This window comes from Pseudomonas sp. S2_B07 (assembly GCF_054668435.1).
Genome location: NZ_CP162769.1, coordinates 4,965,201 through 4,987,288, shown reverse-complemented (window position 1 = coordinate 4,987,288; position 22,088 = coordinate 4,965,201). Strand labels below are relative to the sequence as shown.

At 59.0% G+C, this 22,088-nt stretch carries 24 protein-coding genes; 18 read left to right on the top strand and 6 right to left on the bottom strand.

Going from position 1 to position 22,088, the window contains the following annotated elements; all coding sequences use genetic code 11:
• Nucleotides 1-83: 83 nt before the first annotated feature.
• Both AB4N43_RS22940 and AB4N43_RS22935 read right to left on the bottom strand, forming a co-directional pair.
• Nucleotides 84-374, bottom strand: coding sequence for a hypothetical protein (locus tag AB4N43_RS22940; protein ID WP_027922840.1), 291 nt, complete (start codon nucleotides 372-374; stop codon nucleotides 84-86).
• Nucleotides 375-506: 132 nt separating this feature from the next.
• Nucleotides 507-713: a hypothetical protein gene (locus AB4N43_RS22935; RefSeq protein WP_059182233.1), complete on the bottom strand. Its 207-nt coding sequence runs from the start codon at nucleotides 711-713 to the stop codon at nucleotides 507-509.
• A 463-nt stretch (nucleotides 714-1,176) separates the two neighbouring features.
• Between AB4N43_RS22935 and argF the strand changes: the two genes are divergently transcribed.
• Together argF and AB4N43_RS22925 are read left to right on the top strand one after the other, a co-directional pair.
• Entirely contained in the window at nucleotides 1,177-2,097 is a 921-nt protein-coding gene (gene argF, locus AB4N43_RS22930) for an ornithine carbamoyltransferase (protein ID WP_059182232.1), read from the top strand.
• Entirely contained in the window at nucleotides 2,094-3,203 is a 1,110-nt protein-coding gene (locus AB4N43_RS22925; RefSeq protein ID WP_027922838.1) for an ABC transporter ATP-binding protein, read from the top strand. The genes argF and AB4N43_RS22925 overlap by 4 nt, the downstream gene beginning before the upstream one ends.
• A 116-nt stretch (nucleotides 3,204-3,319) precedes the next feature.
• Here AB4N43_RS22925 and AB4N43_RS22920 read toward each other — a convergent pair whose 3' ends face one another.
• The gene (locus AB4N43_RS22920) at nucleotides 3,320-4,102 is read right to left on the bottom strand and encodes a PhzF family phenazine biosynthesis protein (protein WP_027922837.1); all 783 of its coding nucleotides are present in this window, start codon (nucleotides 4,100-4,102) and stop codon (nucleotides 3,320-3,322) included.
• Between the two features lie 107 nt (nucleotides 4,103-4,209).
• The gene (gene ybaK / locus AB4N43_RS22915) at nucleotides 4,210-4,680 is read right to left on the bottom strand and encodes a Cys-tRNA(Pro) deacylase (protein ID WP_027922836.1); all 471 of its coding nucleotides are present in this window, start codon (nucleotides 4,678-4,680) and stop codon (nucleotides 4,210-4,212) included.
• Nucleotides 4,681-4,816: 136 nt separating this feature from the next.
• Between ybaK and AB4N43_RS22910 the strand changes: the two genes are divergently transcribed.
• From AB4N43_RS22910 to glpD, 5 genes are all read left to right on the top strand, one after another.
• Nucleotides 4,817-5,044 carry a hypothetical protein gene (locus AB4N43_RS22910; RefSeq protein WP_155953711.1) on the top strand — a complete coding sequence of 76 codons (228 nt, stop codon included), beginning with the start codon at nucleotides 4,817-4,819 and terminating at the stop codon, nucleotides 5,042-5,044.
• An 8-nt stretch (nucleotides 5,045-5,052) separates the two neighbouring features.
• Nucleotides 5,053-5,904 carry an MIP/aquaporin family protein gene (locus AB4N43_RS22905; RefSeq protein WP_027922835.1) on the top strand — a complete coding sequence of 284 codons (852 nt, stop codon included), beginning with the start codon at nucleotides 5,053-5,055 and terminating at the stop codon, nucleotides 5,902-5,904.
• A gap of 74 nt (nucleotides 5,905-5,978) precedes the next feature.
• A complete protein-coding gene (glpK, locus tag AB4N43_RS22900; protein WP_027922834.1) occupies nucleotides 5,979-7,484 on the top strand; it encodes a glycerol kinase GlpK in 1,506 nt (501 codons plus the stop codon).
• A gap of 94 nt (nucleotides 7,485-7,578) precedes the next feature.
• Complete coding sequence (locus tag AB4N43_RS22895) at nucleotides 7,579-8,334, top strand: DeoR/GlpR family transcriptional regulator (RefSeq protein ID WP_027922833.1); 756 nt, start codon at nucleotides 7,579-7,581, stop codon at nucleotides 8,332-8,334.
• Nucleotides 8,335-8,600: 266 nt separating this feature from the next.
• A complete protein-coding gene (gene glpD / locus AB4N43_RS22890) occupies nucleotides 8,601-10,139 on the top strand; it encodes a glycerol-3-phosphate dehydrogenase (protein ID WP_027922832.1) in 1,539 nt (512 codons plus the stop codon).
• Between the two features lie 65 nt (nucleotides 10,140-10,204).
• Here the strand turns inward: glpD and AB4N43_RS22885 are convergent, their stop codons facing one another.
• Nucleotides 10,205-11,092, bottom strand: coding sequence for a LysR family transcriptional regulator (locus tag AB4N43_RS22885; protein ID WP_460154225.1), 888 nt, complete (start codon nucleotides 11,090-11,092; stop codon nucleotides 10,205-10,207).
• A 105-nt stretch (nucleotides 11,093-11,197) separates the two neighbouring features.
• Here AB4N43_RS22885 and AB4N43_RS22880 point away from each other — a divergent pair, with 105 nt between their 5' ends.
• The 11 genes from AB4N43_RS22880 to AB4N43_RS22830 all read left to right on the top strand — a co-directional run bounded on the left by AB4N43_RS22880 (nucleotide 11,198) and on the right by AB4N43_RS22830 (nucleotide 21,179).
• Nucleotides 11,198-12,565 (top strand): MFS transporter, encoded by a 1,368-nt coding sequence (locus AB4N43_RS22880; RefSeq protein ID WP_059182231.1) that lies wholly within the window; start codon nucleotides 11,198-11,200, stop codon nucleotides 12,563-12,565.
• Entirely contained in the window at nucleotides 12,546-12,971 is a 426-nt protein-coding gene (locus AB4N43_RS22875; protein WP_194940579.1) for a DUF4440 domain-containing protein, read from the top strand. The genes AB4N43_RS22880 and AB4N43_RS22875 overlap by 20 nt, the downstream gene beginning before the upstream one ends.
• A gap of 282 nt (nucleotides 12,972-13,253) precedes the next feature.
• Nucleotides 13,254-14,168 carry a glutamate/aspartate ABC transporter substrate-binding protein gene (locus tag AB4N43_RS22870; RefSeq protein ID WP_059182230.1) on the top strand — a complete coding sequence of 305 codons (915 nt, stop codon included), beginning with the start codon at nucleotides 13,254-13,256 and terminating at the stop codon, nucleotides 14,166-14,168.
• A 192-nt stretch (nucleotides 14,169-14,360) separates the two neighbouring features.
• Nucleotides 14,361-15,107, top strand: coding sequence for an amino acid ABC transporter permease (locus AB4N43_RS22865; RefSeq protein WP_027922827.1), 747 nt, complete (start codon nucleotides 14,361-14,363; stop codon nucleotides 15,105-15,107).
• Nucleotides 15,107-15,829, top strand: coding sequence for an amino acid ABC transporter permease (locus tag AB4N43_RS22860; protein ID WP_460151973.1), 723 nt, complete (start codon nucleotides 15,107-15,109; stop codon nucleotides 15,827-15,829). Before AB4N43_RS22865 ends, AB4N43_RS22860 begins: the two co-directional genes overlap by 1 nt.
• Nucleotides 15,774-16,508, top strand: a complete 735-nt coding sequence (locus AB4N43_RS22855; RefSeq protein WP_027922825.1) for an amino acid ABC transporter ATP-binding protein — start codon at nucleotides 15,774-15,776, stop codon at nucleotides 16,506-16,508. Before AB4N43_RS22860 ends, AB4N43_RS22855 begins: the two co-directional genes overlap by 56 nt.
• 178 nt (nucleotides 16,509-16,686) lie before the next feature.
• Nucleotides 16,687-18,588, top strand: coding sequence for a two-component sensor histidine kinase AauS (gene aauS / locus AB4N43_RS22850; protein ID WP_027922824.1), 1,902 nt, complete (start codon nucleotides 16,687-16,689; stop codon nucleotides 18,586-18,588).
• Between the two features lie 44 nt (nucleotides 18,589-18,632).
• Nucleotides 18,633-19,913, top strand: a complete 1,281-nt coding sequence (aauR, locus tag AB4N43_RS22845) for a two-component response regulator AauR (RefSeq protein ID WP_231986538.1) — start codon at nucleotides 18,633-18,635, stop codon at nucleotides 19,911-19,913.
• Nucleotides 19,914-19,921: 8 nt separating this feature from the next.
• Nucleotides 19,922-20,251 carry a GlpM family protein gene (locus tag AB4N43_RS22840; RefSeq protein WP_460154224.1) on the top strand — a complete coding sequence of 110 codons (330 nt, stop codon included), beginning with the start codon at nucleotides 19,922-19,924 and terminating at the stop codon, nucleotides 20,249-20,251.
• A 159-nt stretch (nucleotides 20,252-20,410) separates the two neighbouring features.
• A complete protein-coding gene (locus tag AB4N43_RS22835; protein ID WP_027922821.1) occupies nucleotides 20,411-20,785 on the top strand; it encodes a DMT family transporter in 375 nt (124 codons plus the stop codon).
• The gene (locus AB4N43_RS22830) at nucleotides 20,778-21,179 is read left to right on the top strand and encodes a DMT family transporter (RefSeq protein WP_059183058.1); all 402 of its coding nucleotides are present in this window, start codon (nucleotides 20,778-20,780) and stop codon (nucleotides 21,177-21,179) included. The genes AB4N43_RS22835 and AB4N43_RS22830 overlap by 8 nt, the downstream gene beginning before the upstream one ends.
• A gap of 35 nt (nucleotides 21,180-21,214) precedes the next feature.
• Here AB4N43_RS22830 and AB4N43_RS22825 read toward each other — a convergent pair whose 3' ends face one another.
• Nucleotides 21,215-21,967, bottom strand: a complete 753-nt coding sequence (locus AB4N43_RS22825; protein ID WP_027922819.1) for a MipA/OmpV family protein — start codon at nucleotides 21,965-21,967, stop codon at nucleotides 21,215-21,217.
• Nucleotides 21,968-22,088 lie beyond the last annotated feature (121 nt).

The following is a 22,088-nucleotide window of genomic DNA, read 5'->3' as shown; positions in this document are numbered from 1 at the left end:
CTATGGCGCCAGACACGCTCCTGCGCCAGCGACGTTCGTCTTGTGAATCGGCGCCCATCAGGCCAGCCGATGGCCGTTTGCACTCAGTTCGGCGGCAAACCGGGTGCCGCCTGTAACTGGAGTTCCTGAAGGGTTTCGACTTGTTCCTGGGGAACATGCACGCCGGTGAGCTCGCCGATCAGTCGCCAATGCTCGTCGAGCCCGGTGCTGATGGTTGCCATGCGATCAATCATTCGTCGACCGGCGGCGTTGGTCACTTCGTCTTCGCTGCGCATCAGCTCGAAGCACATCGAGGTCATTGAGGCGGTGAGGTGGGTCAGGGAGCGGGCCGTGAGGCCGAGTAAATCCATTAACAGCTGTTCTTTCGATTCCATTTCGAAGGCTTCCTGCGTCACTCGTCAGGTAGTTATAACCCAGCACTTTGCATTAGCAAGTGTTTCAGGCCAGACACCGAGAAAGCTCGGAGATGAAGACACACCTCACTGACTGGCGAGGCATTCCTCGAATCAATCTGCACTCGTGTCGCCCTTGAAATTCTTCACGCCAATAAAAGCACCGACGATGGCCCCCACCACAGCGCTCGGAACGCCGGGGTAAATCGTGCTGGCGATGATCGCGAAGCCCATGACCGTGGACAGCACTGCCGTATCAAACGCCGGAGAGACCCGGCGAAGTCGTGTCAGGCCTGCGTATCCGGTTTTATTGATCGACATACAGCGGGGTCCCTCCTTGGGAGTGTCTGACTAGATTCAGTCGACTTTACGCAATGAGGCGCAGATTACCTGAGTGCCGCCTGATTCCCGCACGCAAAACCCTAACAACAGACAACGTAACCCTTGAGAAAACAAGCCATCTTCGGCGCATAGCCCCCGGGCAGAAGCACGCGCTCAATGCGCGAGCCTGAACAAAGGGGTGGTTGCATACCCGCTTCGGCACCGTGTACAAATGCTGAGCGACGAGGATCAAACAACCTTCGCTTGCATCGAACGGTTGCAGCGCTGCAACCTTTCGAAGCGGTAAAAATGAGCCCCCTATTGGTAAGACGCGACATTTAATTATAAGATCGCGCCTTCCCCTATTTCGTCGCCCCGTGCGGCTTACGCCGCAGGTCTCGCCCGTTGTTCCGTTAAACAAGGCTTTGAGCATCTGCGGTTTGTAGCAAAAAGGTAGTCAATGATGAGCGCAAGGCACTTTCTCTCCCTGATGGATTGCACGCCCGAAGAGCTGGTCAGCGTGATCCGTCGAGGCGTTGAGCTCAAGGACCTGCGTAACCGCGGCGTACTGTTCGAGCCTCTGAAAAACCGCGTCCTGGGGATGATTTTCGAGAAGTCCTCGACCCGAACCCGGATCTCATTCGAAGCCGGCATGATCCAGCTCGGCGGCCAGGCGATCTTCCTGTCGCCGCGCGACACGCAACTGGGCCGTGGCGAGCCGATCGGCGACTGCGCGATTGTCATGTCGAGCATGCTCGACGCGGTGATGATCCGGACCTTTGCCCACAGCACCCTGACTGAATTCGCGGCCAACTCCCGCGTGCCGGTGATCAACGGCCTGTCCGATGACCTGCACCCGTGCCAGTTGCTGGCCGACATGCAAACCTTCCTCGAACATCGCGGTTCGATCCAGGGCAAGACCGTGGCCTGGATCGGCGACGGCAACAACATGTGCAACAGCTATATAGAAGCGGCGATCCAGTTCGACTTCCAGCTGCGCATTGCCTGCCCTGAAGGTTACGAGCCCAACCCTGATTTCGTGGCCAAGGCCGGCGATCGCGTGACCATCGTCCGCGATCCAAAGGAAGCCGTGCGCGGCGCTCACCTGGTGAGTACCGACGTCTGGACCTCCATGGGCCAGGAAGAAGAAACCGCCAAGCGCCTGAAGCTGTTTGCGCCCTACCAGGTCAATCGCGCGCTGCTCGACCTGGCTGCGGACGACGTGCTCTTCATGCATTGCCTGCCGGCCCACCGCGGCGAAGAGATCAGCGTCGACCTGCTCGACGACAAACGCTCGGTCGCCTGGGATCAAGCCGAAAACCGTCTTCACGCGCAAAAGGCCCTGCTCGAATTTCTCGTCCCGCCTTCGTATCACCACGCATGAGCCAGCCATTACTGCTTAACCTGCGTAACCTCGCCTGCGGCTATCAAGACCAGCGGGTCGTGCAGAACCTCAACCTGCATTTGAATGCCGGTGACATCGGTTGCCTGCTCGGCTCTTCGGGCTGCGGCAAAACCACCACGTTGCGGGCGATCGCCGGTTTCGAACCGGTGCACGAAGGTGAAATCACCTTGGCCGGCGAGACCATTTCCCGCGCCGGTTTTACCCTCGCCCCGGAGAAACGCCGGATCGGCATGGTGTTTCAGGACTACGCTCTGTTCCCGCATTTGAGCGTGGCCGAGAACATCGCCTTCGGGATCCGCAAGCATCCGCAAAAGGAGCGCGTGACCGAAGAGCTGCTGGAACTGGTCAACCTGAAGAACCTCGGCAAGCGCTTCCCGCATGAACTGTCCGGCGGCCAGCAGCAACGTGTTGCACTGGCCCGTGCACTGGCGCCGGAACCCCAACTGCTGTTGCTCGACGAACCGTTCTCCAACCTTGATGGCGAGCTGCGACGCAAGCTCAGCCATGAAGTGCGCGACATTCTCAAGGCCCGTGGCACCAGCGCGATTCTGGTGACCCACGACCAGGAAGAGGCGTTCGCGGTCAGCGATCATGTCGGTGTGTTCAAGGAAGGTCGGCTGGAACAGTGGGACACGCCTTACAACCTGTATCACGAACCGCAGACACCGTTTGTGGCCAGCTTCATTGGCCAGGGTTACTTCATTCGTGGCCAGTTGAGCAGCCCGGAATCGGTACTGACCGAGCTGGGTGAATTGCGCGGCAATCGGGCTTACACCTGGCCGATGGGCGGCGCGGTGGACGTGTTGCTACGCCCGGACGATATCGTCTATGCCCCGGACAGCCCGTTGAAGGCGCGAATTGTCGGCAAGTCCTTCCAGGGCGCGTCGACGTTGTATCGGTTGCAGATGCCAACCGGGGCGCAGCTGGAATCGATTTTCCCGAGCCATGCTGATCATCAGGTCGGTGCTGACGTCGGCATTCGTGTGGCGGCTGATCACCTGGTGTTGTTCCAGGCGTCCGGCAGCGTTGCCGCGCAGATTCCGGCCGTCGAATCGGGTGTGCGCCGCTACAGCAACGCCAACTGATACATACGGACCACCTGTAGGAGTAAGCCTGCTCGCGATGGCGGTATGTCAGTCAACGAAGATGTCGACTGATATACCGCCATCGCGAGCAGGCTTACTCCTACAGGTGTTTTGCGTTAAGCCAATATCAGTGTGCCGCTCGCAACGAGCGTCGCATTGCCGCCAATCTTCACCCGATCACCTTCCAGCCGGCAGAACAACTCCCCACCCCGTTTCGAACACTGATACGCGGTCAGGGCCGATTTACCCAGCCGTTTCGACCAATACGGAATCAGGCTGCAATGGGTCGAGCCGGTCACCGGGTCTTCGTTGATACCAATCGCTGGCGCGAAATAGCGAGAGACAAAATCATGCTTGCTGCCTTTGGCGGTCACGATAGCCCCGGGCCACGGCAGCTTCGCCAATGCGAGCATGTCTGGCTGGCAATCGAGCACAGCCTGTTCTGACTCCAACACCACAAACAACTCGTTTGACCCCAGCACATCGACCACTTCGACCCCCAAGGCGCGCTCGACGTCCAGAGTGACGCCGACCTCCGAAGGCGTGATCGCCGGGAAGTCCAACCATAAACGCCCACCTTCGCGGCTCACGCTCAACGGGCCGGACTTGCAAATGAAGTCCAGGCGTTCGGCAGGTTCTTTATAGATCTCAAACAACACATAGGCGCTGGCCAGCGTCGCATGGCCGCACAACGGCACCTCGGTGGTCGGGGTAAACCAGCGGATGTGCCAGCCCTGCCCTTCACGCACCACAAAGGCGGTTTCGGCGAGATTGTGTTCGGCGGCGATTTTCTGCATCAACTCATCGGCGAGCCAGGCATCGAGTCGATAGACCATCGCCGGGTTGCCACTGAACGGCCGATCACTGAACGCGTCGACCTGGTGAAATTCAAGCTGCATGACCTTCTCCCTTTGTCAGATCCCCCAGCATGCCGCGCCAGGCTGACTCACACCAGTGACAGAGAAGCCGAATTTCCACCATACAGACCCGTCTGGATAAGCCTCAATCAGACGCGACTGATATCGGCGAACTTGGCTTGGGTATGTTCGGCCAGCACCGCTGGCGCCAATTCCACTTCCAGACCACGTCGCCCCGCACTGACAAAAATACTGGCGAAAGGCTGAGCCGAGTTATCGATGAAAGTACGCAAACGCTTCTTCTGCCCCAACGGACTGATTCCGCCCAGCAGATAACCCGTCGCTCGCTGTGCAGCCGCCGGATCAGCCATTTCGACTTTTTTCACGCCCGCCGCATGCGCCAGATGCTTCAAGTCCAGACTCCCGACGACCGGTACCACCGCCACCAGCAATTCACCTTTTTCACTGGCCGCCAGCAAGGTCTTGAACACCTGCGCCGGATCGAGCCCAAGCTTCTCTGCGGCCTCCAACCCATAGGACGCGGCCTTTGGATCATGTTCGTAACTGTGCACGCGATGTTCGGCTCGAACTTTTTTCAACAAATCCAATGCGGGGGTCATGACAGCTCCAGACTGGGCGGCAGTAGAAAAATCCTGCGCTGGATTCTAGGACATTGCCTCGCAAAAGGCTCTATTGCGGCCCTGTTTTAAAGGGCTGGCGCCGACTTTTACCGTTCGTCCGCGCAGGAACCACTGCGTGAACAATACGATCATTCACCTGACTAATAGTTGGATTGTGACCGACAGTTCACTTTCGACCTTTGACAGCAGTGTTTCTTGTCTATATTTTTTCGAATCTGAATACAGCACGAAAAGTCCTACAGCAGCACCCGGCAGTAAACCAAGTCCAGGATGGGGATCCTGCCTTGGTGGAAATCGCGCTTGGACCATGATGAAAAAAGCGCCAGACAACAAAAACAATTGAGGTTTTCAATGACAACTGCTTTACAACAACCGTCGCTCTCGAGCCAATGCATGGCCGAGTTTCTGGGCACTGCCCTGCTTATCTTTTTCGGCACCGGTTGTGTTGCCGCGCTCAAGGTCGCGGGTGCCAGCTTTGGCTTGTGGGAAATCAGCATCATCTGGGGCGTCGGCGTCAGCATGGCAATCTACCTGACCGCCGGGGTTTCCGGGGCGCACCTCAATCCTGCCGTGAGCATTGCGCTGAGCATTTTCGCGGACTTCGAAAAGCGTAAATTGCCGTTTTATATCCTTGCCCAAGTGGCAGGCGCCTTTTGCGGCGCACTGCTGGTCTACACGCTGTACAGCAATCTCTTCTTCGATTTCGAACAAACCCACCATATGGTCCGCGGCACTCAGGCCAGCCTGGAATTGGCGTCGGTGTTCTCGACCTTCCCCAATCCAGCCCTGACCACGGCCCAGGCGTTCCTGGTGGAAGTGATCATCACCGCGATCCTGATGGGCGTGATCATGTCCCTGACCGATGACAACAACGGCCTGCCCAACGGTCCGATGGCACCGCTGCTGATCGGCCTGCTGATTGCGGTGATTGGCAGCTCGATGGGCCCGTTGACCGGCTTCGCGATGAACCCTGCGCGTGATTTCGGACCGAAGTTGATGACTTTCTTCGCCGGCTGGGGTGAAATTTCCTTCACCGGCGGGCGTGATATCCCGTACTTCCTGATTCCTGTTTTTGCACCGATTGTCGGTGCCTGCCTCGGCGCTGCCGCCTATCGCGGGCTGATTGCCCGCCATCTGCCCAGCGCCACACCTGCTACAAAGGAAGCAACACCGGCCATTGACGGCAAACCAAGAACTTCTTGATACCGTAGGCGCGTGACCCTGCCCCTGTGGCGCGCGCCTGACCTCACTCCCTTTTTTCGTCCAAGGCAATCGACATGACCGACACTCAGAATAAGAACTACATCATTGCCCTCGATCAGGGTACGACCAGCTCGCGCGCGATCATTTTCGACCGCGATGCGAACGTGGTCTGCACCGCCCAACGCGAATTCGCCCAGCATTACCCGCAAGCCGGCTGGGTCGAACATGACCCGATGGAAATCTTCGCCACCCAAAGCGCCGTGATGGTCGAGGCCCTGGCACAAGCCGGCCTGCATCACGATCAGGTCGCAGCCATCGGTATCACCAACCAGCGCGAAACCACCGTGGTCTGGGACAAGACCACCGGCCGCCCGATCTACAACGCGATCGTCTGGCAGTGCCGCCGCAGCACCGAGATCTGCCAGCAGCTCAAGCGTGACGGTCACGAGCAATACATCAGCGACACCACGGGCCTGGTCACTGACCCGTACTTCTCCGGTACCAAGCTCAAGTGGATCCTCGACAACGTCGAAGGCAGCCGCGAGCGTGCGCGTAACGGCGAGCTGCTGTTCGGCACCGTCGACAGCTGGCTGATCTGGAAATTTACCGGCGGCAAAGTCCACGTCACCGACTACACCAACGCCTCGCGCACCCTGCTCTTCAACATCCACACCCTGGAGTGGGACGCGAAGATGCTGGAGGTGCTGGATATTCCGCGCGAAATGCTGCCGGAAGTTAAATCCTCGTCCGAAATCTATGGTCACACCAAAAGCGGCATCGCCATCGGCGGTATCGCCGGTGACCAGCAAGCCGCGCTGTTCGGCCAGATGTGCGTCGAGCCAGGCCAGGCGAAAAACACCTACGGCACCGGTTGCTTCCTGCTGATGAACACTGGCGACAAAGCGGTGAAGTCCAAGCACGGCATGCTGACCACCATCGCCTGCGGCCCTCGCGGCGAAGTGGCGTATGCGCTGGAAGGCGCGGTATTCAACGGCGGCTCCACGGTTCAGTGGCTGCGTGATGAACTGAAAATCATCAATGACGCCCACGACACCGAATACTTCGCCAACAAGGTCAAGGACAGCAACGGCGTATACCTGGTGCCGGCCTTCACCGGCCTGGGCGCGCCGTACTGGGACCCGTATGCCCGTGGCGCCCTGTTCGGCCTGACCCGCGGTGTGCGCGTGGATCACATCATTCGTGCTGCCCTGGAGTCGATTGCCTACCAGACCCGCGACGTGCTCGACGCCATGCAACAGGATTCCGGCGAACGCCTCAAAGCCCTGCGCGTGGACGGTGGTGCGGTAGCCAACAACTTCCTGATGCAATTCCAGGCCGACATCCTCGGCACTCACGTTGAACGTCCGCAAATGCGTGAAACCACGGCACTCGGCGCCGCTTACCTGGCCGGTCTGGCGTGTGGCTTCTGGGGCAGCCTGGAAGAACTGCGCGGCAAGGCCGTGATCGAGCGCGAATTCGAACCGACCCTGGACGAAGCCGCGAAGGAAAAACTCTACGCTGGCTGGAAAAAAGCCGTCAGCCGCACCCGCGATTGGGAACCCCATGAAGGCGCTGAATAAGCCAACAACAGGTTCACAGTAGGTTGTAACTGGTCGGGAGCGGATTCCTGCGGCATCATGGGCAAATTTTGCACGGCAGCCCAAAGGAAGCCCCATGAATCTGCCTCCCCGTCAGCAGCAAATCCTCGAACTGGTTCGCGAACGCGGCTACGTCAGTATCGAGGAAATGGCCACGCTGTTCGTCGTCACACCGCAAACCATCCGCCGCGATATCAATCAGCTGGCGGAAGCCAATCTGTTGCGTCGCTACCATGGCGGCGCGGCCTACGATTCCAGTGTCGAAAACACTGCCTACGCCATGCGCGCCGATCAGATGCGCGATGAAAAACAGCGCATCGGCGAAGCCATTGCCGCCCAGATACCCGATCACGCCTCGTTGTTCATCAATATCGGTACCACCACCGAATCGATTGCCCGGGCGCTGCTCAACCACAATCACCTGAAAATCATCACCAACAACCTGCACGTGGCCTCGATGCTCAGCGCCAAGGACGACTTCGACGTTCTGCTGACCGGTGGCAACGTGCGGCGCGACGGCGGTGTGGTCGGTCAGGCGAGTGTCGACTTTATCAACCAGTTCAAAGTCGACTTCGCGCTGGTGGGCATCAGCGGCATCGATGAAGACGGTAGCCTGCTGGATTTCGATTATCAGGAAGTGCGGGTGTCGCAGGCGATCATCGCCAATGCGCGGAAAGTGATTCTGGCGGCGGACTCCAGCAAATTCGGGCGCAACGCCATGATTCGCCTGGGGCCGATCAGCCTGATCGATTGCCTGGTCACCGATCAGCAGCCAGTGCCGGCGTTGGCGCAATTGTTGAGTCAGCACAAGATTCGACTCGAAGTCGTTTAACCCTCTCCGCAACAGATCATTCCCACGCTCCGCGTGGGAATGCCCGTCTCACCTCAACGCCGACGCAGAGCGTCTTTTGATGCATTCCCACGCAGAGCGTGGGAACGATCTGTGCGCGAATGTTCGAAAATTTTCCTTTAACCGCCCTTCGATCAGTTTTTTCAATCGAAGTTAGCTGGCTGTGGGCGTCTTTATGGGCTACCATTTTCGCAAATGAACATTAATGTTCGAATTCAAATACATAATACAAGCACCGAGGCCAGCCGATGCCCACTTCTACCTTGCCTACGCCCCCTCTCGCTGAGGTCTACGACATCGCCGTCATCGGTGGCGGGATCAATGGCGTAGGGATTGCAGCGGATGCCGCCGGCCGCGGTCTTTCGGTGTTCCTTTGTGAAAAGGACGACCTGGCCAGCCACACGTCCTCAGCCAGCAGCAAGCTGATCCACGGCGGCCTGCGCTACCTCGAACATTACGAATTCCGCCTGGTGCGCGAAGCCCTTGCCGAACGCGAAGTGTTGCTGGCCAAGGCGCCGCACATCGTCAAGCAGATGCGCTTCGTGTTGCCGCATCGCCCGCACTTGCGCCCGGCGTGGATGATTCGCGCCGGCCTGTTCCTGTATGACCACCTCGGCAAACGGGAAAAACTGGCAGGCTCGAAAAGCCTCAAGTTCGGTGCGGACAGCGCACTGAAAAGCGAAATCACCAAAGGCTTCGAATACTCCGATTGCTGGGTCGATGACGCGCGCCTCGTTGTGCTGAACGCCATGGCCGCCCGCGAAAAAGGCGCCCACGTTCACACCCAGACCCGTTGTGTCAGCGCTCGCCGCACCAAAGGCCTGTGGCACCTGCACCTGGAACGCGCCGATGGCAGCCTGTTTTCGATCCGCGCCAAGGCCCTGGTGAATGCGGCCGGCCCATGGGTGGCCAAGTTCATTCGTGACGACCTGAAGATGGAATCGCCGTACGGCATCCGCCTGATCCAGGGCAGCCACCTGATCGTGCCGAAGCTGTACGAAGGCGAACACGCGCACATTCTGCAAAACGAAGATCAGCGCATCGTCTTCACCATTCCGTACCTGAACCACTTCACCCTGATCGGCACCACCGACCGTGAGTACACCGGCGATCCCGCCAAAGTGGCAATCACCGAAGGCGAAACCGATTACCTGCTCAAAGTGGTCAACGCCCACTTCAAGAAGCAGATCAGCCGCGACGATATCCTCCACAGCTATTCCGGTGTGCGCCCACTGTGCAACGACGAATCCGACAACCCGTCGGCCGTCACCCGCGACTACACCCTGGCGCTGTCGGGCACTGGCGAAGAAGCACCATTGCTGTCGGTGTTCGGCGGCAAGCTGACCACCTACCGCAAACTGGCCGAATCGGCGCTGGCACAACTGGCGCCGTACTTCACGCACATCAAGCCAAGCTGGACCGCCACCGCCACGCTGCCGGGCGGCGAAGACATGACCACCCCGCAAGCCTTGTGCGCCCTGATTCGCGACAAGTATGACTGGGTACCGACCGAAATCGCCCGCCGCTGGGCCACGACTTACGGCAGCCGCACCTGGCGCATGCTCGAAGGCATACAGAACCTGAGCGACATGGGTGAACACATCGGCGGCGGCCTCTATACCCGCGAAGTCGATTACCTGTGCAGCGATGAGTGGGCGACCACCGCGCATGACATCTTGTGGCGCCGCAGCAAGCTCGGGTTGTTCACCACCCCGGCGGAACAGCAGAAGCTGGCGGATTACCTGAGCAAGGTCGAACAGAACCGCAGCAAGATTGAAGCGGCCTGATTTTTTGGCGGCTTAAACGAAAGCCCCTGAATCCTGAGATTCGGGGGCTTTTTTGCTGAGGGTGTTCAGCTCGCCAGGTGCAACAGTAGAAAATCAATAAAGGCCCGTGATTTGTGCGGCAGATGCGCGGTATTGGGGAACACCACGCTGATCGATTGCGAAGGCAGCGAATACGCCGGCAACAACCGCACCAGACGCCCGTCGGCGATGTCCTCTTCGACCACCCACGCCGGCAAGACCGACACGCCCAGCGACGACAATGTCATCGAGCGAATGGCCGTAGAGGAGTTCGATTCAAAATGGCTGGTCCCTCCAATCTCGACATTCAGCCCTTCGCCGTCGCGAAAAACCCACTGCGTTGGCCCCTGCAGATTGCTGTTGGCGATCCACGGCACAGCGCTCAGGTCCTGTGGTTCATGCACAGGATAACGAGCGAGAAACGTTTCCGTGGCCACCAGTACAATTTCATAGTCCGCCAGCTTGCGACTCTTGAATGCCGAGTCTGCCAAGTTGCCCAGCCGGATAACCAGATCGAGCTTTTCGGCGACCAGATCATTCAGGGAAGAGTTGAAGTTATAACACAATCGGATTTCCGGATAACGCTCAGAGAACAACGGTATCAGCGGGAGAATAAACTTCTCACCGTATTCACTGGTTGAACTTATACGTAACTTTCCGGACACCCGATTATTGCCTTCCAATACATGATCAAAGGCATTATCGATATCCGCGACAATCCTCTTGAACTCTTCATAAAAATCCTGACCTATTTCAGTCAGAGATATAGTGCGCGTATTGCGGATCAACAAGGTCGCAGACAGCACCTCCTCCAGCGCCTTGACATGCAGGCTGGCCATGGCCTTGCTGATACACAGGTAATTCGCAGCCTTGGTAAAAGAACCAAAATCGACCACCGCGAGAAATGTCTGAACCCGATTAAGATGAGAGTGCATGGTGATATGGCTCACTGTTAAATCCTGTCAAACACTGTTTTAAGCATCGTCATATCGACACTTCAAGTCTATCGCCCCTATGCTGCACGGCAAAGGGGATACACCATGAACTATCGCTATAAAATCGCGCTCATTTTTCTGATCGGCTTCTTTATTGACTGCATCAATATATTCATGTCCGCCGTGGCATTGCCAAGTATATCGGCAACTTTAAAAGTCAGTACTGCTTCCGTGGCATGGGTCGCCAATGCTTACATTCTCGGTTTGACGTTGATCATTCCGGTGAGCACCTGGCTGGCCGGACGTTTTGGCAGCCGGGAAATGCTCACCGCATCGATGCTGGTGTTTACAGGATCGGTATGGATGTGTGGATTGGCCGACAGCTTCCACGAACTGGTTATCTGGCGTTTCGTGCAAGGGGTTGGCGGTGGCTTGTTGATCCCGGTCGGCCAGGCGCTGACCTTCAACCTGTTTCAGGGCGAGCAGCGGGCGAAGATTTCCACGCTGGTGATGGCTGTCGCACTGATCGCGCCGGCGATTTCGCCGACCGTGGGCGGGATCATCGTCGACAGCAGCTCCTGGCGCTGGGTGTTCTACAGCAACATTCCGTTTTCGCTGATCGCCGCCGGGCTGTCGTGGTTCTGGATCAAGGAGACCAAACCGAGCAGTCTGCCACGTCCGGATATCAAAGGTCTGTTGCTGGTCAGCGCTGCACTCGCCAGTTTGTTGATGGGCATGTCGCTGTACGGCGGCGACTACCCGGCGCTGGCGGCGCTGGCCTGTGTAATGGCAGGCCTGATGTTCATCGCTTTGTACTTGCGGCACTACCGCCGTTGCGGCAACGCGATCATCGAACTGAGCCTGCTCAAAAGTAAAAAGCTCAGTACCTCGATCTTCATCTATTACGCGATTCCCGGTGTGTTCACCGGGGTCAACCTGATGAGCATTTTCTTCCTGCAGAACACCCTGCAGTTCAGCGCCAGGCTGACCGGAATGTTCATGATTCTCTACGCCATCGGCGCGTTCATCGCGATGACCATTTGCGGTCGAGTCTACAACCGGATCGGCGCCAAACGCTTGTTCACCCTCGGCATGCTGCTGCACAGCGCTGGCATCGCCACGCTGATGCTGGTGAATGCGCCATCGGATCTCTGGGTAATCGTCATCGCGTACAGCCTGATGGGGATCGGCGGCGGCATCGGCGCCAACACCGCGCAGACCACTTCACTGATGGACTTTGCCGGGGGCGATACACACAAGGCCAGTGTGATCTGGAACATCAACCGACAGATGTCCTTCAGCTTCGGTGCCGCGCTGTTTCTGATGATCTTCAACCTCCTGCTCAAGCAGCTCGACATCACGGCGGCCTACCACGCGACGTTTGCGATTGCGGCGCTGATCGGGTTGTTCCCGCTGTTTCAGATGAGCCAATTGAACCCTCCAAAGGAATGCCATGAACAACAACCTGGTTGAACAAGCACACCACAGTATTCATCACGTCCATGAACTGATTCATCGCGTGTTTACCGATGAAGACGGTGCCGGTGAAGCGACCCTTACACCGCTGATGGAGGTCTTTGCCGAGCACTTCAGCATGGTCACCACTTCAGCTGCAGTGATCGGACACGTTCAGGTCGAGCAGCTGTTCAAAGGCGCGGTCGGCGCCCGAAAAGGCCTTGAGATCATGATCAGCGATCTGCACACGGTCTGGCACGAAGGCGTGACCGTGGCGCTGCGCTACAAGGAAACCCATCGTCTGAATGACGTCGAAACGTCGCGCATCTCGCTCGCGATCCTGCGTGTTCAGCACGACCACGTCCAATGGGTGTATCTGCACGAAACGGATGTGCGCCCCGTCGCACCTGTTATTCGTATTTGATTGCTTGCCGGTCTGGCACGGAGTTCAACACGTTCGGTTTTCCGAACGTGACCTTGCAGTCGATTCGGTTAACCGGATCATTTGAGCGGACAAATAACGCCATAAATATTTAATTTCCTTACAAATCAACACGTTGACCTGTCTCGCCTGGCCTGGCACGAGTCATGCTCTACACTTCTTCGACGAATGCCTGTTGCGCCTCTTCAGGAGCCCACCAGCATTCGAAGCACAAAAGGGCCGACCAACTGGCTCCATAAAAAAAACAATGTCGAGGAAAATTTGATGCGCATCGTTCCCCATATCCTGGGCGCAGCCATTGCTGCCGCTCTGATCAGCACTCCGGTTTTCGCCGCCGAACTCACCGGCACCCTGAAAAAGATCAAAGAGTCCGGTGTCATCACCCTCGGGCATCGTGACGCTTCCATTCCGTTTTCCTACATCGCGGATGCTTCCGGCAAACCGGTCGGCTACTCCCACGATATCCAGCTGAAAATCGTTGAAGCCATCAAGAAAGACCTGGACATGCCCAACCTCCAGGTCAAATACAACCTGGTGACCTCGCAGACCCGTATCCCGCTGGTGCAGAACGGCACCGTGGACGTCGAGTGCGGCTCCACCACCAACAACGTCGAGCGTCAGCAGCAAGTTGACTTCTCCGTCGGCATCTTCGAAATCGGCACCCGTCTGCTGTCCAAGAAAGATTCGCCGTACAAAGACTTCACCGACCTGAAAGGCAAGAACGTCGTGACCACCGCCGGCACCACGTCCGAGCGCATCCTCAAGTCGATGAACGCCGACAAGCAAATGGGCATGAACGTCATCTCTGCCAAAGACCACGGCGAGTCCTTCCAGATGCTGGAATCGGGCCGCGCAGTTGCCTTCATGATGGACGACGCCCTGCTGGCAGGCGAAGCCGCCAAAGCCAAGAAAGCCGATGACTGGGCCGTCACCGGCACTCCACAGTCCTACGAAATCTACGGCTGCATGGTCCGCAAGGGCGACGAGCCGTTCAAAAAGGCTGTGGATGACGCCATCGTCGCCACCTACAAGTCGGGCGAGATCAACAAGATCTACGACAAATGGTTCATGGCACCGATCCCACCTAAAGGCCTGAACCTGAACTTCCCGATGAGCGACGAGCTCAAGGCCCTGATCGCCAATCCGACCGATAAAGCGGCTGACGACAAGAAGTCCTGATTTTCTGACTAACCTTATCTCCTGAGAGGGCCGCTGCCCTCCCAGGAGTTTGTCACTCCCTGCTGGCATTTTTGGAAACACTCGAACCGGTGGCTGTCGAGCCGGTGGCGTGTGCCCGACTTTCAAGTCGGGCGGGAACGGAGCTTCCCCAGGCGGGCACTTGTACATCGATCGATCTGAGGGGAGACCCTAATGAATTACAACTGGGACTGGGGCGTGTTCTTCAAGTCCACCGGCGTTGGCAGCGAGACCTATCTCGACTGGTACATCGCCGGCCTGGGCTGGACCATTGCCATCGCCATCGTGGCCTGGATCATTGCCCTGACACTGGGCTCGATCCTGGGTGTCATGCGCACCGTGCCGAATCGCATCGTATCGGGCATCGCGACTTGCTACGTCGAACTCTTCCGTAACGTGCCGCTGCTGGTTCAGCTGTTCATCTGGTACTTCCTGGTGCCCGATCTGCTGCCGCAAAACCTGCAGGACTGGTACAAACAGGACCTCAACCCGACCACTTCGGCTTTCCTCAGCGTCGTTGTCTGCCTGGGCCTGTTCACTACCGCTCGCGTTTGCGAACAAGTGCGCACCGGCATTCAGGCCCTGCCCAAAGGTCAGGAAGCCGCGGCCCGCGCCATGGGGTTCAAGCTGCCGCAGATCTACTGGAACGTGCTGCTGCCCCAGGCCTACCGGATCATCATTCCGCCGCTCACCTCGGAATTCCTCAACGTGTTCAAGAACACGTCCGTGGCCTCGCTGATCGGTTTGATGGAGCTGCTCGCGCAGACCAAACAGACCGCCGAGTTCTCTGCCAACCTGTTCGAGGCGTTCACCCTGGCGACCCTGATCTATTTCACCCTGAACATGAGCCTGATGCTGCTGATGCGTCTGGTCGAGAAGAAAGTCGCCGTACCGGGCCTGATCTCCGTAGGGGGTAAATGATGGAATTCGACTTCTCGGGCATCATCCCTTCCCTGCCGGGCTTGTGGAACGGCATGGTCATGACCCTGCAACTGATGGCGCTGGGCGTGATCGGCGGGATCATCCTCGGCACCATCCTGGCGCTGTGCCGTCTGTCCCACAGCAAACTGCTGTCGAACCTGGCCGGCGCGTACGTTAACTACTTCCGCTCGATCCCGCTGCTGCTGGTGATCACCTGGTTCTACCTGGCGGTGCCGTTCGTACTGCGCTGGATCACCGGCGAAGACACCCCGATCGGCGCATTCGCCTCGTGCATCGTGGCCTTCATGATGTTCGAAGCCGCGTACTTCTGCGAAATCGTCCGGGCCGGTGTGCAGTCGATTCCCAAGGGCCAGATGGGCGCAGCCCAGGCGCTGGGCATGACGTACGGCCAGATGATGCGTCTGATCATCCTGCCGCAAGCGTTCCGCAAGATGACCCCGCTGTTGCTGCAACAGAGCATCATCCTGTTCCAGGACACCTCGCTGGTTTACGCGGTCGGCCTGGTGGACTTCCTCAACGCCTCGCGTGCCAGCGGCGACATCATTGGCCGCTCCAATGAGTTCCTGATCTTCGCAGGTCTCGTGTACTTCACAATCAGCTTTGCCGCCTCGCTGCTGGTCAAGCGTCTGCAAAAAGGTTTGCCGTATGATCTCTATCAAGAACATCAACAAGTGGTATGGCGACTTCCAGGTACTGACTGATTGCAGCACCGAGGTCAAAAAAGGCGAAGTGATCGTGGTGTGCGGGCCGTCCGGTTCCGGCAAATCCACCCTGATCAAATGCGTCAACGCACTGGAACCGTTCCAGAAAGGCGACATCGTGGTCGATGGCACGTCCATCGCCAACCCGAAGACCGACCTGCCGAAACTGCGTTCGCGCGTGGGCATGGTGTTTCAGCACTTCGAACTGTTCCCGCACCTGACCATCACCGAAAACCTGACCATCGCGCAGATCAAGGTGTTGGGCCGCAGCAAGGAAGAAGCCACCAAAAAAGGCCTGCAACTGCTTGAGCGCGTCGGGCTGTCGGCCCATGCGCACAAGCATCCGGGCCAACTGTCCGGTGGTCAGCAACAGCGTGTGGCGATTGCCCGTGCGCTGGCGATGGACCCGATCGTCATGCTGTTCGACGAACCGACCTCGGCGCTCGACCCGGAAATGGTCAACGAAGTGCTCGACGTCATGGTGCAACTGGCCCACGAAGGCATGACCATGATGTGCGTGACCCACGAAATGGGCTTCGCCCGTAAAGTGGCGGACCGTGTGATCTTCATGGACGCGGGCAAAATCATCGAGGACTGCCAGAAAGAAGAGTTCTTCGGCGACATCAGCCACCGTGCCGAGCGGACACAGCACTTCCTCAACAAGATTTTGCAGCACTAAGCACCGGGCACTCGCTCGAGACCACACAAATCACCTGTGGGAGCGAGCTTGCTCGCGATGGCGGTCTGACATTCAACATCAATGTTGACTGGGCTGGCCTCATCGCGAGCAAGCTCGCTCCCACAGGGGGCGCCGGTGGTTCGTGATCAAGTGTTGTGGTTGACCCAAGGCATCTGTGATGAAATGCGACCCCTCTCTCCATCGCGCAGCGCCGCCATCACTCGCCGTGAAACCCCGTCTGATTCGCCATCTGTTCCTGCCGCCGCTGATCATCACCCTGATGATCGGACTGGGTTACGCCGGCTTCTGGATCAGTGAACACTACGGCATTCGCAGCCTCAGCGAGAACGGCCAGCGGCAGCTCGAACTGCACGCCCGCGCCGTCGAGAGCGAGATCAGCAAATACACCTACCTGCCCAGCCTGCTCGAACTCGAATCCAGTGTATCGAAACTGCTGGCCGACCCATCGCCGGAACACCGGCAAACGGTCAATGATTACCTTGAAGGCCTGAACCGGCGCAGCCGCAGTCGGGCTATCTATGTGATGGACACCACCGGTCGCGTCATGGCCACCAGCAACTGGCGCGATGTCGACAGTTACCTCGGTGAAGACCTGTCCTTCCGCGCCTATTTCCAGGACGCCATTCGCGGCCAGCCAGGTCGTTTCTACGGCATCGGCAGCACCAACGGCGAACCCGGTTACTACCTGGCCCACGGTCTGGAAGAGCACGGCAAGATCATCGGCGTTGCGGTGGTCAAAGTGCGCCTCGAAGCCATGGAAGAGCGCTGGCAGCGGGCGCGCCTCGAAGCGTTTGTCAGCGATGAAAACGGCATCATCATCCTCTCCAGCGATCCGGCGCGGCGCCTGAAGTCAGTCGTGCCGTTGAGCGACGAGACCAAGGAAAAACTCGCCCGCAGCCTCCAGTACTACTGGTTCCCGCTGAACGAACTGCAACCGCTGGCCCGTGAAACCCTGGCCGAAGGCGTGGAAAAACTGACCTTCCCGGCCAACAGCGAAGTGGAGTCCGACGAAGAGGACATCAGCTACCTGGCCCAGACCCGGCCCCTGAGCGACACGCCGTGGAATTTCACCCTGCTCACGCCGCTGCAGGATTTGCGCCGCGAGGCGATCAACCAAGGAATTCTGGTGGCGGTGGCCTTTGCTCTGGTGGCGTTCCTGCTGATTGCCTGGAACGAGCGGCGCAAGGTCATCGCCACCCGCCTCGCCGCCCGGGAAGCCTTGCAGGAAGCCAACAATCAACTGGAGCGTCGGATTACCGAACGCACCACCGACCTGCGCGCCAGCAACGAGCGGCTCAAAGGTCAGATCCGCGAGCGCCGACAGGCTGAAGAGACGCTGCGCCGCGCCCAGGATGAACTGGTGCAAGCCGGCAAACTCGCGGCCATCGGCCAGATGTCGACCAGCATTGCCCATGAATTGAACCAGCCATTGGCAGCGCTGCGCACCTTGTCCGGCAACACCGTGCGCTTTCTGGAGCGCGGTCAGCTGGATGTCGCCAGCACCAACCTCAAGACCATCAACGAATTGATCGACCGCATGGGCCGCATTACCGCCAGCCTGCGCTCCTTCGCCCGTCGTGGTGACGACAAAGGCCAGGCCTGCCTCGGTAAAGCCGTGGACGCGGCCTTGCAACTGCTCGGCGGTCGGGTGGAAAGTGTTCATCTGCAACTGCATCGGGAGTTTTCCGATGTGCAGGTGCAGATTGACCAGACCCGCCTCGAACAGATTCTGGTCAACCTGATCGGCAATGCCCTCGACGCCATGCAAGCCCAGCCGGTGCCGGAACTGTGGCTGGAAGGCGACGAATTCGACGGCAAATATCGCCTGCGCGTGCGCGACAACGGCCACGGCATTGACGCCGAAGCGCGCAAGCACCTGTTCGAACCGTTCTTCACCACCAAACCCGGCGAACAAGGGCTGGGCCTCGGCCTGACCCTGTCCGCCAGCCTGGCCGCCGCCACGGGCGGACATTTGGGTGTCGAACACCCGGCCAGCGGTGGTACCACCTTCGTCCTCAGTTTACCGTTGGTAAGCCCCATTCTCGCCGAGCCAATATGAACAACGACCTTAGTGTGCTGATCGTCGAAGACGACCCTCATGTACTGCTCGGCTGCCAACAGGCGCTGACCCTGGAAGACATTCCCTGCGTCGGAGTCGGCAGCGCCGAAGAAGCGCTGGAACGTGTCGGCGACAACTTCGCCGGTATTGTCATCAGCGACATTCGCCTGCCCGGCATCGATGGCCTGGAACTGCTGAACCGGCTCAAGGCCCGCGACCGCAGCCTGCCGGTGGTGCTGATTACCGGTCACGGCGACATCTCCATGGCGGTCGGCGCGATGCAAAAAGGCGCCTATGACTTCATGGAGAAACCCTTCTCCCCGGAACGTCTGGTGGACGTTGCACGCCGTGCATTGGAACAACGCAGCCTCGCCCGCGAAGTGTCTTCGTTGCGCCGGCAATTGGCCGAGCGCGACTCGCTGGAAGGCCGGATCATCGGCCGTTCGCCGGCCATGCAGAACTTGCGCGAGTTGATCGCCAACGTCGCCGACACCTCGGCCAACGTGTTGATCGAAGGCGAGACCGGCACCGGTAAAGAACTGGTCGCGCGTTGCCTGCATGACTTCAGTCGCCGCCACACCAAACAATTCGTCGCGCTGAACTGCGGCGGCTTGCCGGAGAACCTGTTCGAAAGCGAAATTTTCGGTCACGAGGCCAACGCCTTCACCGGCGCCGGCAAGCGGCGAATCGGCAAGATCGAACACGCCGACGGCGGCACGCTGTTCCTCGACGAAGTCGAAAGCATGCCCCTGCCGTTGCAAATCAAATTGCTGCGGGTGTTGCAGGAACGCACCCTCGAACGCCTCGGCTCGAACCAGAGCGTGGCGGTGGATTGCCGGGTGATCGCGGCCACCAAATCCGACCTCGCCGAAACCAGCAAGGCCGGCGAATTCCGCAGCGACCTGTATTACCGCTTGAACGTGGTGACCCTGGAACTGCCACCGTTGCGCGAACGGCGCGAAGACATCCTGCAATTGTTCGAGCACTTCCTGCAGCAGTCCTCCCTGCGCTTTGATCGCGCAGTGCCAGAACTGGACAACCAGACCCTGTCGAACCTGATGAGCCACGACTGGCCGGGCAATGTGCGGGAACTGCGCAACGTCGCCGAGCGCTTCGCCCTCGGCCTGCCGGCCTTCAAGAAAACCGGGGCCAGTGGCAGCAATCAGGGCCTGGCGTTCGCCGAAGCGGTGGAAGCCTTCGAACGCACCTTGCTCGGCGACGCCTTGCAACGCAGCGGCGGCAACCTGACCCAGGCCAGCCTGGAACTGGGCATGGCCAAGACCACGCTGTTCGACAAAGTCAAAAAGTACGGGCTGAGCCACTGATGGATTTGATGCTCAAAGCGGCACTGGGTGCGGCGGTTGTATTGATTCTGGCGGCGCTGGCCAGGACCAAAAACTATTACATCGCCGGGCTGGTGCCGTTGTTTCCGACCTTTGCCCTGATTGCGCATTTCATCGTTGGCAAAGGGCGCTCGGTGGAAGATTTGAAGACCACCATCGTGTTTGGGATGTGGTCGATCATTCCGTACTTCGTTTACCTGGCGACGTTGTACGTGATGGTGGACCGGATGCGGTTGGAGGCTTCGTTGGCCGTGGCGGCAGTGGGTTGGTTGATCGCGGCCACCGTCCTCGTCACTGTCTGGGTCCGCCTCCACTCCTGACACCTCGCAATTCCCAGTGGGATCTCCATCAGGCTCACTGGCCCGGCCCTTGCATTTACCACCCAAAGCCCTCCCGGCCGGTCTTCATGTTCGATGACGCCGGTGTCCGGGAGGATCCGCCAAGGGTGAATCCTGACCGTGCCTATCCTAGATCCCGACCTGACCGTCACTGTCATTCTGCTGGTCGCCTTTTCCATCGTGCTGGACGTCATCGGCCAGCTCTGTTTCAAGCTCGGCCTGGACCGTTTGCCGGAACTCGAAGGCGGGTTCCGGCTGAACGCCTTTTGGGGCCAGGTGTTCAACGCACCGCTGCTGTGGTGCGGAATCGGCGCTTATGCGCTGGAGTTTTTCGTCTGGCTTGAAGCCTTGTCCCGCGCCCCGCTGAGCCTGTTGTTCCCGGCCGGAGCGCTGGCCTATTGCGGCGTGGTGCTGGCGGGCAACGTGGTGCTGGGCGAAACCGTCAGCCGCCGACGCTGGCTGGCAACCTTGGTGATTACGGTGGGCGTGATGCTCGTGTGTGCCGGCCATGCCTGATTCCAGACCGATGGATTGGCTGCACGGGCGGCTCGGTACCGTGGTGCTGTGGGCGCTGCTGATTGTTCTGGAAAGTGCCGGGCAGATTGCGACCAAGGTCGGCGGCGATCAATTGGGGCAGATGACGTTCACCCTGCAATGGCTCCAGGCCGTGGTGGTCGACCCCGGCGTACTGAGTGCCGTGGGCTGCGGTATCGGGGCATTTTTTGTGTGGATGCTGATTTTGCGGCGCAGCAGTTTGTCGCTGGCGTTTCCACTCAGTTCATTGGTGTTTGTCGGGGTTCTGCTCGGCTCGTGGCTGGGGTTGGGGGAGCAGATCAGCGGGCTGCACTGGCTGGGGGTGGCGGTGATTATTGGCGGGATTGCGTTGCTGGCTGAAGGTGAAGAAACCTGAGACCTCACTTCTCCCACAGGGATTGCGCGTCCCGGTCACTGGAACTTGTAAGCAATAGCCGCCTGCACTGCCCCCTGATTGCTATCCCCAACCTGTTTGACGATGCTGCTATCCGCCGCCGAACCCGTCAGGTGTATCCAGCTCGCACTGGTCAGCAACGACCAGTGCGGCGCCAGCGGAAACTCAAAGCTCTGGGTCAGCGCCACATTCTGCCAACCGCCCCCAGCGTTATACGACCGAACCCCGGAAGCCAACGACTCATCCCCACTCACACCAAAAAACGCCTGATTCTGCCGGGCATTGGCGAAGTGCGCCGTCACATTGGAGCTGCCAATCACCCCGCCCCCCACGGGATAACCCACCTCCCCGCCGACCCGGCCCAACACCCCGCCACGGGCGCCGACCGCTTGCCCGACCGAGGCAAACACCCGCCAGAAATCAGCCGGCGCGTACTGCACAAATCCACCCACTTCGCCCATGTCCGGCACGTCGTGCAAGCCTTGCAGCTCACCGTTGGCAGTCCGTCCCGGCAGGTAATTTACGAACGGTCCGGCGCTGAAACCGTTGGCCTTCAACGCATTCCAGGTCAGGCCGTCATCCGTGTTGAGGCTGACATCCCCCCAATCCAGATCTAGGTACGGCACCGGCCGCACTTCGTAGCGACTGCCGCTCGGATCGTGTGGCTGATAGCTGAGACCCGCCCCGGCCTCGCCGGTAATGCCAGCCGCTGAAACACTGGCCGACAGGCACGTCAGCGCGGTGAATAGAACAACAGTGATCCTCGACATGAGGCCATTCCTTGTACGGGACAGGCGCGCATCAATCCCCTTTTCACCTCCCCCGCGCAAGCACTCATGTTGTTTGTAGCGACCTACAAAAATTGTAGCTTCGCAGCACCCAACTCCTGCA

What these genes read in the sequence shown, in the direction of transcription:
- AB4N43_RS22940 (WP_027922840.1), bottom strand. Translation starts at nt 374, where the DNA reads ATGGAATCGAAAGAACAGCTGTTAATGGATTTACTCGGCCTCACGGCC.
- AB4N43_RS22935 (WP_059182233.1), bottom strand. Translation starts at nt 713, where the DNA reads ATGTCGATCAATAAAACCGGATACGCAGGCCTGACACGACTTCGCCGG.
- argF (WP_059182232.1), top strand. Translation starts at nt 1,177, where the DNA reads ATGAGCGCAAGGCACTTTCTCTCCCTGATGGATTGCACGCCCGAAGAG.
- AB4N43_RS22925 (WP_027922838.1), top strand. Translation starts at nt 2,094, where the DNA reads ATGAGCCAGCCATTACTGCTTAACCTGCGTAACCTCGCCTGCGGCTAT.
- AB4N43_RS22920 (WP_027922837.1), bottom strand. Translation starts at nt 4,102, where the DNA reads ATGCAGCTTGAATTTCACCAGGTCGACGCGTTCAGTGATCGGCCGTTC.
- ybaK (WP_027922836.1), bottom strand. Translation starts at nt 4,680, where the DNA reads ATGACCCCCGCATTGGATTTGTTGAAAAAAGTTCGAGCCGAACATCGC.
- AB4N43_RS22905 (WP_027922835.1), top strand. Translation starts at nt 5,053, where the DNA reads ATGACAACTGCTTTACAACAACCGTCGCTCTCGAGCCAATGCATGGCC.
- glpK (WP_027922834.1), top strand. Translation starts at nt 5,979, where the DNA reads ATGACCGACACTCAGAATAAGAACTACATCATTGCCCTCGATCAGGGT.
- AB4N43_RS22895 (WP_027922833.1), top strand. Translation starts at nt 7,579, where the DNA reads ATGAATCTGCCTCCCCGTCAGCAGCAAATCCTCGAACTGGTTCGCGAA.
- glpD (WP_027922832.1), top strand. Translation starts at nt 8,601, where the DNA reads ATGCCCACTTCTACCTTGCCTACGCCCCCTCTCGCTGAGGTCTACGAC.
- AB4N43_RS22885 (WP_460154225.1), bottom strand. Translation starts at nt 11,092, where the DNA reads ATGCACTCTCATCTTAATCGGGTTCAGACATTTCTCGCGGTGGTCGAT.
- AB4N43_RS22880 (WP_059182231.1), top strand. Translation starts at nt 11,198, where the DNA reads ATGAACTATCGCTATAAAATCGCGCTCATTTTTCTGATCGGCTTCTTT.
- AB4N43_RS22875 (WP_194940579.1), top strand. Translation starts at nt 12,546, where the DNA reads ATGAACAACAACCTGGTTGAACAAGCACACCACAGTATTCATCACGTC.
- AB4N43_RS22870 (WP_059182230.1), top strand. Translation starts at nt 13,254, where the DNA reads ATGCGCATCGTTCCCCATATCCTGGGCGCAGCCATTGCTGCCGCTCTG.
- AB4N43_RS22865 (WP_027922827.1), top strand. Translation starts at nt 14,361, where the DNA reads ATGAATTACAACTGGGACTGGGGCGTGTTCTTCAAGTCCACCGGCGTT.
- AB4N43_RS22860 (WP_460151973.1), top strand. Translation starts at nt 15,107, where the DNA reads ATGGAATTCGACTTCTCGGGCATCATCCCTTCCCTGCCGGGCTTGTGG.
- AB4N43_RS22855 (WP_027922825.1), top strand. Translation starts at nt 15,774, where the DNA reads ATGATCTCTATCAAGAACATCAACAAGTGGTATGGCGACTTCCAGGTA.
- aauS (WP_027922824.1), top strand. Translation starts at nt 16,687, where the DNA reads ATGAAATGCGACCCCTCTCTCCATCGCGCAGCGCCGCCATCACTCGCC.
- AB4N43_RS22840 (WP_460154224.1), top strand. Translation starts at nt 19,922, where the DNA reads ATGCTCAAAGCGGCACTGGGTGCGGCGGTTGTATTGATTCTGGCGGCG.
- AB4N43_RS22830 (WP_059183058.1), top strand. Translation starts at nt 20,778, where the DNA reads ATGCCTGATTCCAGACCGATGGATTGGCTGCACGGGCGGCTCGGTACC.
- AB4N43_RS22825 (WP_027922819.1), bottom strand. Translation starts at nt 21,967, where the DNA reads ATGTCGAGGATCACTGTTGTTCTATTCACCGCGCTGACGTGCCTGTCG.